The organism is Pseudarthrobacter sp. LT1, assembly GCF_035621795.1.
Lineage (GTDB): Bacteria > Actinomycetota > Actinomycetes > Actinomycetales > Micrococcaceae > Arthrobacter.
In genome coordinates this window covers 2272850-2285056 of the sequence record NZ_CP141830.1, presented here as the reverse complement: position 1 = coordinate 2285056, position 12207 = coordinate 2272850, and the positions used below count along the sequence as shown (strand labels likewise).

The window sequence follows — 12207 nt, the reverse complement described above, 5'->3', positions numbered from 1 at the left end:
CCGCCGGCCGGGGCAGCGGGTCAGTCCTGCTTGCGTGCCCTGCTGGGCTGCACCCGCGGCGGTTCGCCCGGCATCTTGGGGTAGTCGGGCGGGAAGGGCAGTTCTCCCAGGCCGGCCTTGCAGTCACGGTCCCACCACTGCAGCAGGGTGTCGATGGTGCCGGGAGCGGCACTGAAGTCCGCCCACGGGTCACCCACCGTCTTCAGCCGCTCCGGCACGGTAAGGATGGTGAAGTTCTTCGGATCCGCCGATTCCAGTTCATCCCAGCCCAGGGGGCAGGACACGGGGGCGTGCGGGAGGGCCCGCGGACTGTAGGCTCCGGCGATGGTGCGGTCGCGGTTGGCCTGGTTGAAGTCCAGGAATACCCGCCGGCCGCGTTCTTCCTTCCACCAGGCGGTGGTCACCTTGTCCGGGATGCGCCGTTCCACTTCCCGGGCGGCAGCAATGACGGCGTGGCGGACGTCCAGGAACTCGCGGGTGGGTTCGATCGGGGCGTAAACGTGCAGGCCCCGGTTCCCGGAGGTTTTGATGAAGCAGGTGAGCCCGGCCTCGGCCAGGACTTCCTTCAGCACCAGGGCAGCGGGGACAGCGTCGTCGAAATCGGTGCCGGGCTGCGGGTCGAGGTCGATCCGCAGCTGGTCCGGGTTGTCAATGTTTTCTGCCCGCGAGGGCCAGGGATGGAACACCACGGTGTTCATCTGGACGGCCCACACGGCTGCGGCAGGCTCGTCGAAAACCAGTTGGGGGTGGGACCTCGCACTGGGGTAGACCACTTTGACGGAGCGGATGAACTCCGGCGTGCCCTTGGGCGGGTTCTTGGAGAAGAACTGTTCGCCGTCGATGTTGCCGGAGAACCGCTGCAGCGCCACGGGCCGGTCGCCGTTCGCGGCGATGAATGCCTCCCCCACATCACAGATGTACTTCACCAAATCCAGTTTGGTGAGACCCAGGTCCGGCCAGAGAACGCGGCTGGGACTGGAAATGCGCATGTCGCGCGGTCCGTTGGGGCCTTGCACGGTAATGGTGGTCTGTTCACTCGCCATGGGGACAACGTACACCCCGCCACCGGCGGGGATGGGTACATCCGCCACCCTCCGGCATGATGGAGCCATGCCAGCATCCGATGAGCAGCTCACCGTCGCCGTGGGGGACGCCTCGTTTTCCGCCGTCTATGCCCGCCCCGCAGAGCCCACCGCCACCGTGGTGGTGGCACACGGCGCTGGTGCCGGCATGGGGCACCCTTTCCTTCACGGCTTCACCGATGCCCTGAACAGCCTGGGCGTGGCCACCCTGCGCTTCAATTTCCCCTACCGGGAGGCAGGGCGGAAGTTCCCTGACCGTCCTCCCATGGCCATCGCCGCCTGGCGGGCCGCCATGGCCGCCGCGCGGGCGCAGGCAGACGCCCACGGTGACCGCGGCCCCGTGTGGGCGGCGGGCAAGTCGTTCGGGGGGAGGATGGCCTCCATGGCTGCAGCCGAAGGCATGGACGTGGCGGGGCTGGTCTACCTGGGTTATCCCCTGCATGCTCCCGGGAAGCCGGAGAAGCTCCGGGATGAGCACCTGTACGGGCTGGGCACCCCGATGCTGTTCCTGCAGGGAACCCGGGACACGTTTGCCACACCGGGGATCCTTGAGGATGTCGTCTCCCGGATCGGGCCCAACGCCGTGCTCCAGTGGGCGGAGGGCGGTGACCACTCCTTCGCGGTGGCGGGAAAGAAGCGGCCGGCCGGGGAAGTGGGTGCGTCCCTGGCAGCTCCTGTGGCCGCGTTCATCGCAGCGCACAGCCAAGGAGGCGGCCCTTCCCTCACATGCCGGTCCGCCTCATGACAGGGGCGCCCGGAGCACGGCTACCTGCGTTGCTTGGCGCGTGCGGTGGCGGGGGCTGACCAGGGGTCCTCGGGCCAGGGGTGCTTGGGGTAGCGGCCGCGCATTTCGCCCCGGACCTGGGTATACGGGCCGGACCAGAAAGAGGTCAGGTCATCCGTCACGGCGAGGGGCCGCCGGGCCGGGGAGAGCAGGTGGAACAGCACCGGGACACGGCCGTCCACCAGCCGCGGGGATTCGGCGAGTCCGAAACACTCCTGCAGTTTCACGGCAACGACGGGCGCCGCACCATCATCGCCGGGTTCCGGGTAATCGATCCGGATGCGGGAGCCGCTGGGGACTTGAAGGCTTTCGGGGGCCAGCTCACCCAGCCGGGCAGCTTCCGGCCAGGGCAGGAGGCGGCGCAAGGGGTCCGCCAGGTCAAGGGAGCCCACCGGTTTCCCGGCCGCAAGGTCCTCCAGTTCGGGCCCCAGCCACTCTTCCAGCCGCTCCAGCAGCGCGGTGTCCGACACATCCGGCCAGGGCTCTCCCAGCTGGCGGTGCAGGAATGCGAGCCTGCGCCGGAAGGAAGCCGCCGCCGTCGACCATGGCAGGGCCGCCAGCCCCTGGGACTGCAACGCAACCGCCACAGCCCTCCGTCCCTGTTCGGCGCTGGGGCGCACCGGTGTGGCCGAGAGCACGATGGCACCCAGCCGCCGTGTCCTGCGCGCACTCAGCCGGCCTCCGCTGAAGTCCGCTTCCACCGTGTCTGCCAGCAGGTGCGACGCCGCCGTTTCGGCCATGGCGGCGGCCAGGGGCGCGGCGGCCCGAATCACGGCGCCGGTGCCCCCTGCGTCCCGGCCCGAGGCCCGGGACACTTCGGCCACGGCCAGCCACTCATGGCCTGACAACGTGCTGCCCGCGGGCAGTCCTGCCCGGGTGCCGGATGTCAGCAGGTACTGTCCTGCCCCCTCGCTGCCCGGCACGCGGCGGGCTATGCGGTCGGGAAACGCGAGGGCGACGACGGCGCCCACCGCGTCGGAGTTCCCCGCGGCGCTGGGGGAATCCGCGGCGCTGGGGGAATCCGGCAGGGCGACCGCGCCCGTCCGCTGCGCCATGGCAGCCAGCCGCCTGGACTCTTCCGCCCAGCGCCTTCCCGCCGGGCCCTTGTCCGCTCGGAGCTGCGCCAGCAGCCTGGGCAGGTCGCCGCCAGGTGCGCGGTGGTCTCCGGAGACCGCGGCCACCACTTCGGCGGCGAGCCGGCGGCCGGTGGAGGCGCCGCCGTCGAGCAGTGCCCGTGCCAGCCGTGGATCGGCGGGGATGGCGGCGAGGACCCGGCCCGCGGCCGTCACCTGCCCGTCGTCCGATACCGCGCCCAGTTCCCGGAGCACCTCGACGGCGTCGTCCATCGCCTGGCGCGGCGGCGCGTCCGGAAGCATGAGTCCCTTCCCGCCGGGCGCTCCCCAACAGGCAAGGGTGAGGGCGGCGCCGGTCAGGTCCGCCACGTTGATTTCCGGGGTGACGTGGGCCGGAGCCGCACCGTAGGCCTGCTGGGTGTAGCAGCGGACCACCATCCCCGGGCCCTGCCGTGCGGCGCGGCCGGCGCGTTGGTCTGCCGACGCCCGGGAGCAGGAGACCGTGACCAGCCCGCTCATGCCGCGGCCTGAGTCGCGCCGCGGTTCGCGGGTCAGGCCGGAATCGACCACCAGCCGGACGCCAGGCACCGTCAGGGAGGACTCGGCAAGGTCGGTGGAGACAATGATCCGCGGAGGATCTCCGGGATTCCGCCCCGACACGGCCCGGTCCTGCTCCGATGCCGCCACCTGGCCGTGAAGTTCGAGCACCTCTACGCTCCGGCCCAGCCGGCCGCGGAGCGCCGCGGCCACGTGCGAGACTTCCCTGGCGCCCGGAAGGAACACGAGGGCATCCACTGCGTTGTCAGCGGTGAGCGCACGTGCGTGGGCGTCCGCCGCTGCCGCTGCAACGTGGTCCAGGAAGGCAGGCGCCACTCCCCTGGCGTCCAGCCGCGCCGCCGGTGCCGGGAGCCAGTGCACTTCCAGCGGATAATTCACTGAAGCACAGCCGACCACGGGCGCCGGGCCGCCGCCGTCGGAATCGGCCAGCAGTGCCGCGAACCGGGTTGCGTCCAGCGTGGCGGACATGGCGACGACGGCGAGGTCGCCGCGCAGCGCACGGACCTCCGCGATCATGCCGACCAGGAGGTCCGTTTCCAGCCCGCGCTCGTGCACTTCGTCCAGGACGACGGCGGCCGTCCCGTCAAGCGCGGGATCTGCCAGCAGGCGGCGCAGCAGGATGCCCGGGGTGACAAACTCAACCCGGGTGGCCGGGCCCGCCTGGCGTTCCCCCCGGACCGTGTAGCCCACGCGGCCGGCCAGGCCGCTGCCGTCCAGGGCGGAGAGGCGGCGCGCGGCGGCCCGGGCGGCAACCCTGCGGGGCTGGGTGACGATGACGCGGCCGGACTGGCCATACAAATTGGCGAGCAGCGGCGGAACAAGCGTGGTTTTGCCGGTTCCCGGCGGAGCCTGGACAACGGCGGCGCCGCTTTTCAACGCCTGCCGCAGTGCGGGCAGGGAGCCTTGGAAGGCTAGACCGGCACCGATGGCAGCAAGGTCGAAGGCGCCGGCGGCGGGGTTGCCGTCAGGAGGAATCATCCGTCCATTCTGCCCTGACGGGGAAGCACTCCTCCGCCGCGCTCAGGGTTTGCCTTGGCTCCTGCCCTTGCCTTTGGCTTCCTTTGCGGTGTCCGACCGTTGTGAACCGGGCGCTTCCGGGGCCGGGGCAGGTGCCGGAGCGACGGCCTCGACAACTGGGGCCACCGGGCTGGGCCCGGTCCCGGCGGTGTCTGCCAGGGCAGGGGCAGGCGCAGGGGCGCCGCCGGCCGGCTCCGGGGCCGGCGCTGCCGGGGCGGACGCAGCTGCCACCTGCGTGGCGATGTCCGCCCGGACCGCCGAAAGCGCGTCCTCGATGCCGCGGTAGCGGGCAGCCGAAACACGGCCTGCCGCCGCGGCTTCGCCGAGGTCTTTTTCGAGCGCCTGCAAGGCGGCCAGCGCCCCGTCCATCCTGTTCTCCGAGGCAGCCTGGCTGATGCTCAGCACGCGGATCTGGAAACCGCGCAGTACGTCGTCGTCCGTGCCGCCCGGGCGGGCGGCTGCCGCTCCCGCGACAAGGGCTGCGACCAAGGCGCAGCACAGGATCATCAGGGCGCGGACCCGGCGGCGGGGTACAGGAGTGGACGCCCGCGCCGGAGCGGGTCCGGCCGGTTTCTCCGGGTCAGGCCGCATGCCTGCCCCGCAGCGGAAGGGTGGACGCGGAACGCACGGGCAGGACCGTGACAGTGGCGGTATCAACTGCGGGCGTCGGCACCGCAGCCACGCGCACCGGAGGGGCCGGCCGCGCCATGAGGATACGGGCTGCAGTTCGGAGGGCAGTGGCGATCAGCAGGCCAATGCCAACCCCGAGCAGCACGTGGCCGGCCAGGTAGTGCTGGGCCGCCCCGGGGCCACCTGCCGCCGCCACCGCAGCACCGCCCAAGGTCAGCGCAAGTGACAGGGCCGTACCGAATATTGCGCCCATGGCTCCTGCTCCCATCCCATTTAATCAGCAAGCTTACTAGTAATGCTCAGTAAGCTTACTACCACATGGGCCGGAATCAAGAGTGCGGAGGCGGGGGCCGGAATCAGCCCGCCGCTTCGAGCAGGTGCCCGGCCGGCGCGAGCCCGGCGTACCGGCCCTTGAAGAACAGCAGGGGCTCGGCGTCGCCCCGCGCGTGGAGGTGCCGCACGGCAGCCACCACAATGGTGTGGTCACCGCCGTCGTACTCTGCATGGAGGTCGCAGTCGATCCAGGCGAGCGCGTTCTCCAGCACCGGATTCCCCAGCGGCGAGGGGGTGTGCGCGACGCCCGCGAACTTGTCCGTTCCCGGGCGGGCAAACTGTCCGGCGAGGTGCTGGTGTTCCGCGGGGAGGATGTTGACGGTGAATGAACCGGCCCTCCGCAGCACGGGCCACGTGCTCGATGTGCGTGCCGGGCTGAAGGTCACGAGCGCCGGGTCCAGCGACAGTGAGGCAAAGGACTGGCAGGTGAAACCCACGGGCCCGCCGGGGGTGGAACCGGTGACCACGGTCAGGCCGCTGGCGAATGTTCCGAAGATATCCCGGAGCCGGCGGGGAGCAAGATCTGAAGTGACTGTCATGGAGTGGCCTCTCATCTGGAGCTTTACCTCACCAAACCATCAGCCAAGCGGCCCGCTCAAGCCGCCCGAAACACGCGGACGCGTACCGCAACGAAAGGTCACGGCCGTACATCCGGCGTCATCGGGGCCAGGCCCTTATGCCGGCTGCGTCCGCTGGTCCAGCGCGGCGAGCAGGCGGCGGACAGAGCCGCCGAGGTTCCAGTCGATGGCCAGCCGCTCAAGTTCGGCGCGCCGGTCACCCGTCACCGGCTTCAGCAGGGCACCCGCCTGCTCAAGCGTGGGCAGCTCGAGGTCGCGCACCAGGCGGACGACGGCGGGAGCTGCTTCGAGGTACGCGCCGGCGGCGGAGAGTTTGGCCCGGACAGGACTGGACACGCCGCCGTCGTCGTCTTCCGCCGCCGCCAGCAGCCGTTCCAGGGTGCCGTACTTGAGCAGCAGGGATGCCGCCGTCTTCTCGCCGATCCCGCCCACGCCGGGCAAGCCGTCGGAGGCGTCGCCGCGCAGCGTGGCGTAATCGGCGTACTGCTGCGGGAGGACCTTGTACTTGGCCACGACGGTTTCTTCGGTGATGACTTCGAGGTTCTTCATGCCGCGGGCCGTGTAGATCACCCGGACCCCACGGTCGTCGTCGCACACCTGGAAAAGATCCCGGTCGCCCGTGACGACATCCACAGGAAGGCCGGCACGGCTGGCATAGGTGCCCACGACGTCGTCGGCCTCATGCTCTGCTGCCCCCACAATGGCGATGCCCGCCAACTCCAGCACGCGGCGGATCATGGGCAGCTGCGCCTCCAGGCCCTCAGGCACCACTTCCACGTCCGTGCCGCCCGGGACTGCACGGGCCACCCGGTGGGCTTTGTAGGTGGGGATCAGGTCAACCCGCCACTGCGGCCGCCAGTCATCATCCCAGCAGGCCACCAGGTGGGTGGCCCCGTAATCGGTACTGAGCCGGGCGATCATGTCCAGCAGCCCGCGGACGGCATTGACCGGCGTGCCGTCCGGTCGGCGGATGGTGTCCGGCAGGCCGTAGAAGGCGCGGAAGTACAGGGAGGCAGTGTCGAGCAGCATGAGGCGCTGGGGCATACCTCGATCCTCACATGGAAACGGCCGGCCGGGCAGCAGCCGCGACCTCCGCCGTGGCGCCTGGAACGACTGCGCGGTGATTCCCAGTCCCAGGAGGACCCGGCCTGCCTGCTCGAACCGGAAATGCTGACTACGGTTCAGCCGGACGTCGGGGTGCTAAGGGCACCGGTCACGGTTGCCCGGTGCCGGGCGGGCCGGTGAGTACCGTGGGAACGTACTCCAGCAGCTGGAGCCTGCCGTCGAACGTCCTGCTCTGCACCATGTCCAGCCGGACGTCAGGATATCCATCGAAGATCCGCTCGCGCCCGGTGGCGCCGGTAATGACGGGGAAAACCACCAGACGGAACCGGTCCACGAGGCCCGCCACCAGCAACGACCGGGCCAGGCTGATGCTGCCCAAGGTACTCAGGGGCTCCGTTCCCCTACGCTTCAGCTCGCGGACCGCGTCAACCGCGTCCCCGGTTACCAGGGTCGAGTTCGGCCAGTCCAGGGGAGACTGCAGCGAGGAAGAGAACACGATTTTCGGTACGGCGGACAGCCCCGTGAGGCTGGCGCCCTCCTCCTCGGAAAAACCGGACCGGTCCGCCGCGGCCTGCGCGGACATGCCGTACATCAACCGGTACGTATTCGAGCCCAGGAGGAAGGTGTAGTTCTTCGCCGATTCCTGGTCCAGCCAGGCAAGGTATTCGGGACCCTCCAGTCCCCACCACCCCGGCCAGCCCTCTGCGGAGGCGTAACCGTCCAGCGAAATGATCAGGTCCACCATCAGGGGTGCCTGGGACGGTTCGGCAGGTGTGGCTCCCATGGCCGGCTCCTTGGACTGATCGGCGTTGATCTGGCGGCAATGCTATGCCCGCCAGGGCGGCGGTACAAGGGTCGGGCCCTTTCATCAGCCCTGCCGCAGGCGTAGCGTCTATTGCGCCGGAACCGTCGTAGCCGTCTAAGGAGCGGACATGGCTGGATGGAATGCAGACACAGCGGCAGGGCCTGTGGGGGCAGGGACCGTGACCCTGGTCGAGGGCTCATGTTTTTGTATCTCCGCAGCCAATGGTGATATCCACCCGGAACTGCCCCACGGCGTCTTCCATGAGGACACCCGCATCCTGTCGGGGTGGAGCATGACGGTGAACGGCCAGCCACTTGAGCCGTTGGCGGCGGAGACGAAGGAACCCTACCGGGCACTGTTCATTGGCCGCGTTCCCCGGGCCGACGGGTACGCGGACAGCCCCTTGATCGTGGAGCGGCTGCGGGAAGTGGCGGCCGGAGTGGTTGAGGAGATTACGATCCGCAACTATTCCGGCAACCCCGTTGAATGCAGCATCTCCGTGGCCGTCGACTCGGACTTCGCCGATCTGTTCGAGGTGAAGGAGGCGAGGGTCCAGCGGCGGTGGGACGTCACCCGCGGAGCCGACGGCGATTCCCTGATTATCAGCGCGGCCTGGCAGGACCTGCGGAAAGCTGTCCTGGTCAGGGGACGCGGCGCCGTCGCCTCCCCCGGGGCACTCACATACCGCGCCGTGGTTCCCGGATACGGCCAGTGGAGCACGCGGTTGAGCGTGGCACCGGCAGGGCAGCACAACGTTTCGCGCCCCGCCGGGCACGGGGTGTCACCGAGTGACCGGCGGCACCAGGAATGGGTCGCCAAAATCCCCAGGCTGCAGATGGCGAACCGGTCCATTGAACGCACGCTGCGGCGGAGCTATGACGACCTCGGAGCGCTCCGGATCGAGGACCCCGAGCATCCGGAACGGATAGTGGTGGCCGCCGGCGCACCATGGTTCATGACCCTGTTCGGGCGTGATTCGCTGTGGGCTTCGGAGATGGCGCTGCCCGTGGACCCGTCCCTGGGCCTGGGCACCCTGCAGACGCTGGCGGACCGGCAAGGCAAGGTGGTGGACCCGATGAGCGAGGAGGAACCCGGGAAGATCCTGCACGAAGTCCGGTTGGGCGTGTCCTCCGGGCTGGCGCTCGGCGGCAAATCCGTCTACTACGGCAGCGTGGACGCCACCCCGCAGTTTGTGATGACCTTGGCATCGGTCAGCCGCTGGGGGTTCGGAAAGGACGCCATAGCCGCCCTCCTGCCCAACGCCGACCGGGCCCTGGACTGGGTCAGGACCTACGGCGACAAGGACGGCGACGGGTTCGTTGAGTACCAGCGCCTCAACGACCAGGGCCTTATCAACCAGGGGTGGAAGGACTCCTGGGACGGGATCAATTTCGCGGACGGAACCATTGCCGAGCCGCCCATCGCGCTTTGCGAGGTGCAGGCCCTGGTCTACTCAGCGTTGCTGTCCCGGGCATGGATGGCGTACGACGGCGGGGAGGCGCCGTTGGCTGCCCGGCTCACCGCCGAGGCGGCGCAGTTGAAGAAAAGGTTCAACGAGGAATTCTGGTTGCCGGAACGTGGCTACTTCGCCGTAGCCCTGGACGGCCGCAAACGCCCGGTTGATGCCTGCGCCTCGAATATGGGGCAGTGCCTGTGGCACGGCATCGTTGACGATGACAAGGTGCCGCTGGTGGCTGAACGCCTAATGTCGCCGGAGATGTTCAGTGGCTGGGGTGTCCGGACCCTCGCCTCAGATATGGGGGCCTACAACCCTGCCAGTTACCACAACGGTTCAGTATGGCCGCATGACAATGCCATTATTGCGGCCGGACTGATGCGGTACGGATTCGTCGAGGAGGCGCAGCGCATCGCCACCGCCCTGCTCGAAGCCGCGGATTTTTCCGGCGGCCGGCTGCCGGAGTTGTTCTGTGGCTTCAGCCGGGAGCAGGTGGCCGAGCCGGTGCCATACCCCACGGCCTGCTCCCCGCAGGCCTGGGCGGCCACCGCGCCGATCATGCTGATCACCTGCCTGATGCGGTACGACGCCCACGTCTCCCGCGGTGGCTTCTGGATGGATCCGGCGCTGCCCCAGTCATACGGGAACCTGCACATCACCAACGCTCCCCTGGCCGGCGGCCGCATCACCATCGACATCAGAGACGGCGAACCTGCGGTGCAGGGCTTGCCGGAGGGCTTGACGTTCCACCGCGAACACCGGCCCTGGCTGACCGAGCTCATCTCGCAGGCCGGACTGGACGCCAAAGGCTAAACCTCCCAGTCGCCGTCGGCGTAGGCGCTGCGGACGTGGGCGCGCAGGTACTCCCCCACCACGGCAGCTCCAAGGCCGCCCACTTCGGGCGCCACAACGCGGCCGTCGATCCGCCGCGCCATCCGCTGGATGAACCGCTCCAGGCCGGGGTCGTTGCCCAGGCGGAAGAAAGTGGCCTGGACGCCGGCGCGGCCAAGGCGGTCCAGTTCGGCAACCGTGGCGCGGATGGTCTCTACGTCCGGCGGCCAGTTGAACCAGGAGTCCCCGTCCGGCAGGAGGTGCGCCGTGGGCTCGCCGTCGGTGACCACCAGCAGGACGGGCTGCATGGAGGGGTGCCGGCGGAAGAACCGGCCGGCCAGCAGAAGGCCGTGGTGCAGGTTGGTTCCCTGTTCGCGGAGGGCGGGCAGCGCCGTAAGTTCTCCGATGTCCATGGACTGTGCGTAACGGCCAAAGGTGATCAGCTCCAGCCGGTCACCGCGGAAGCGGGTTGACACCAGGTGGTGCAGTGCGAGCGCGGTCCGCTTCATGGGAACCCACCGCCCTTCTGCAGCCATGGAGAAGGACACGTCCACCAGCAGGGCAACCGCGGCCTGCGTGCGGGCCTCCGTCTCCGATACCTCGATGTCGCCGACAGCGAGGCGCAGTCCACGGGCCGGGTCACCGCCGTCGGCCATGGTGCGCCGGATGGCATTGGTCATGGTACGGGTGACATCCCACGGCTCGGCGTCCCCGAACTCCCACTGCCGGCTCGAACCCGTCTGTTCTCCTGCGGCCCCGGCCATCCTGGTGTCCCTGCTTCCCTGCCTGCCGGACAGCTGCCTGGCAGCATCACGGAGCAGGGACTTCCCGAGCCGCCGCATGGCCTGCGGGGACAGCCTGAGGTCACCGTCGGTGCCGCGCCGCAACAAGCCGCCGTCCTGCATGGCGCGCTCGATCTCCGCGAGGGTCCGGGCACTAACGGCGGCATTTTCGCCAAGCTGCCGGGTAAGCGCGTCCAGGTCCAGGTCATCGAGCCGGGAGCCGTTGTAGGACTGGGAGAGCTGTTCGGACAGTTCGTCGAGTTCGGCGAGGTCCTGAAGCACCCCGGTGCCATCGCCCAGTCCCAGGCCTTCCTGCCCTTCGAACCGTTCCGAGCCTGTCCAGTCCTCCCCCGGGCGGAGGGCCTGGAGGGTCGCATCGAGTTCGCTGAGCTGGGCCATCAGTTCGGGCGAGCCGAAGGCCTGGGCGGAGAGCCGCATCAGCTCATCGCGCTGCTCCGGGGACATCGACTGCAGGAGCCGCTGGGCGGCGGCGGCGCGCTGGGCGAGGGCGTCCACCAGCTCTTCCACCGACTCCGGGTTCTCCGGAAAGAACTGGCCGTGTTTGGCCATGAAGTCCTGGAAGTCGGCGTCGGTATCCTCCCCGCGCCGGTGGTTGCCCAGTAGCTCGTTCAGGTCCCGGAGCATGTCATTCACTGCCTGCCGGTCCTCATCGGTGGCGCTCTCCAGCGCCTGCTTCATGCCGGCGAAGCGCTGCTCGAGGACTTCGCGGCCCAGGAGGTCCTTGATCCGGTCGTAGGCTTCCCTGGCGGGGCCTGACTGCCAGTCGTAGGATGCCAGCTCATTGACCGCCGCAGCTGTGGAGGGCGGGAGGTTCTGCAGCTGCATTTCCCGGAAGGCGCGGTCGGTATTGTCCATCATGGCGTCCCGGGCCAGTTGCTTACGCTCCTCCAGCACGGCGGTGTCAAGGAGTTTCTTTACTTCGTCCAGGGTGCCGTCCAGCCGGTGCCGGCTGAGCAGGTCGCGGCGCCGCTGCTGGACGCGCCGGGCAAGGTCATCCAGCCCGTCCCGGTTCCGGCCCCCGCGCCGCAGGAATTCCTGCAGGGCGTGGCGGGGCGAGTAGCCGGCCATCACGTCTTCGGCGACGGCGTCAAGCGCCTCGGCCAGGTCGACGGGTGGGGCGAGCGGGTCCGGGCCGCCGGTATACCGGCCGTACTTGGCGGACCGCTTGTGGATGGCCATGGTGCCTCCTGTG

At 69.4% G+C, this 12207-nt stretch carries 10 protein-coding genes; 2 read left to right on the top strand and 8 right to left on the bottom strand.

Annotation, left to right across the window (positions count from 1 at the left end; all coding sequences use genetic code 11):
* Positions 1 to 20: 20 nt before the first annotated feature.
* On the bottom strand, positions 21 to 1043 hold the full coding sequence (ligD, locus tag VIK36_RS10705; RefSeq protein WP_324645181.1) for a non-homologous end-joining DNA ligase: 1023 nt from the start codon (positions 1041 to 1043) through the stop codon (positions 21 to 23).
* Between the two features lie 67 nt (positions 1044 to 1110).
* Between ligD and VIK36_RS10700 the strand changes: the two genes are divergently transcribed.
* Positions 1111 to 1827: an alpha/beta family hydrolase gene (locus tag VIK36_RS10700; protein ID WP_324645179.1), complete on the top strand. Its 717-nt coding sequence runs from the start codon at positions 1111 to 1113 to the stop codon at positions 1825 to 1827.
* Positions 1828 to 1847: 20 nt separating this feature from the next.
* On the opposite strand, the gene hrpB is transcribed toward VIK36_RS10700, so the two are convergent.
* From hrpB to VIK36_RS10670, 6 genes are all read right to left on the bottom strand, one after another.
* Positions 1848 to 4475, bottom strand: a complete 2628-nt coding sequence (hrpB, locus tag VIK36_RS10695) for an ATP-dependent helicase HrpB (protein WP_324645178.1) — start codon at positions 4473 to 4475, stop codon at positions 1848 to 1850.
* Positions 4476 to 4517: 42 nt separating this feature from the next.
* A complete protein-coding gene (locus VIK36_RS10690; RefSeq protein WP_324645177.1) occupies positions 4518 to 5105 on the bottom strand; it encodes a hypothetical protein in 588 nt (195 codons plus the stop codon).
* Positions 5095 to 5397: a hypothetical protein gene (locus VIK36_RS10685; RefSeq protein ID WP_324645175.1), complete on the bottom strand. Its 303-nt coding sequence runs from the start codon at positions 5395 to 5397 to the stop codon at positions 5095 to 5097. The genes VIK36_RS10690 and VIK36_RS10685 overlap by 11 nt, the downstream gene beginning before the upstream one ends.
* Before the next feature lie 103 nt (positions 5398 to 5500).
* Positions 5501 to 6016 (bottom strand): flavin reductase family protein, encoded by a 516-nt coding sequence (locus VIK36_RS10680; RefSeq protein WP_324645173.1) that lies wholly within the window; start codon positions 6014 to 6016, stop codon positions 5501 to 5503.
* A 135-nt stretch (positions 6017 to 6151) separates the two neighbouring features.
* Positions 6152 to 7099 (bottom strand): 5'-3' exonuclease, encoded by a 948-nt coding sequence (locus VIK36_RS10675; protein WP_324645171.1) that lies wholly within the window; start codon positions 7097 to 7099, stop codon positions 6152 to 6154.
* Between the two features lie 169 nt (positions 7100 to 7268).
* Positions 7269 to 7904, bottom strand: coding sequence for a dihydrofolate reductase family protein (locus VIK36_RS10670; RefSeq protein ID WP_324645170.1), 636 nt, complete (start codon positions 7902 to 7904; stop codon positions 7269 to 7271).
* Between the two features lie 148 nt (positions 7905 to 8052).
* Between VIK36_RS10670 and VIK36_RS10665 the strand changes: the two genes are divergently transcribed.
* Positions 8053 to 10194, top strand: a complete 2142-nt coding sequence (locus tag VIK36_RS10665; protein ID WP_324645169.1) for a glycogen debranching N-terminal domain-containing protein — start codon at positions 8053 to 8055, stop codon at positions 10192 to 10194.
* Here the strand turns inward: VIK36_RS10665 and VIK36_RS10660 are convergent.
* On the bottom strand, positions 10191 to 12194 hold the full coding sequence (locus VIK36_RS10660) for a VWA domain-containing protein (protein ID WP_324645168.1): 2004 nt from the start codon (positions 12192 to 12194) through the stop codon (positions 10191 to 10193). The two genes, VIK36_RS10665 and VIK36_RS10660, sit on opposite strands and share 4 nt — an antisense overlap.
* Between the last annotated feature and the right edge of the window lie 13 nt (positions 12195 to 12207).

What these genes read in the sequence shown, in the direction of transcription:
- VIK36_RS10665 (WP_324645169.1), top strand. Translation starts at nt 8,053, where the DNA reads ATGGCTGGATGGAATGCAGACACAGCGGCAGGGCCTGTGGGGGCAGGG.
- ligD (WP_324645181.1), bottom strand. Translation starts at nt 1,043, where the DNA reads ATGGCGAGTGAACAGACCACCATTACCGTGCAAGGCCCCAACGGACCG.
- VIK36_RS10685 (WP_324645175.1), bottom strand. Translation starts at nt 5,397, where the DNA reads ATGGGCGCAATATTCGGTACGGCCCTGTCACTTGCGCTGACCTTGGGC.
- VIK36_RS10680 (WP_324645173.1), bottom strand. Translation starts at nt 6,016, where the DNA reads ATGACAGTCACTTCAGATCTTGCTCCCCGCCGGCTCCGGGATATCTTC.
- hrpB (WP_324645178.1), bottom strand. Translation starts at nt 4,475, where the DNA reads ATGATTCCTCCTGACGGCAACCCCGCCGCCGGCGCCTTCGACCTTGCT.
- VIK36_RS10690 (WP_324645177.1), bottom strand. Translation starts at nt 5,105, where the DNA reads ATGCGGCCTGACCCGGAGAAACCGGCCGGACCCGCTCCGGCGCGGGCG.
- VIK36_RS10675 (WP_324645171.1), bottom strand. Translation starts at nt 7,099, where the DNA reads ATGCCCCAGCGCCTCATGCTGCTCGACACTGCCTCCCTGTACTTCCGC.
- VIK36_RS10670 (WP_324645170.1), bottom strand. Translation starts at nt 7,904, where the DNA reads ATGGGAGCCACACCTGCCGAACCGTCCCAGGCACCCCTGATGGTGGAC.
- VIK36_RS10660 (WP_324645168.1), bottom strand. Translation starts at nt 12,194, where the DNA reads ATGGCCATCCACAAGCGGTCCGCCAAGTACGGCCGGTATACCGGCGGC.
- VIK36_RS10700 (WP_324645179.1), top strand. Translation starts at nt 1,111, where the DNA reads ATGCCAGCATCCGATGAGCAGCTCACCGTCGCCGTGGGGGACGCCTCG.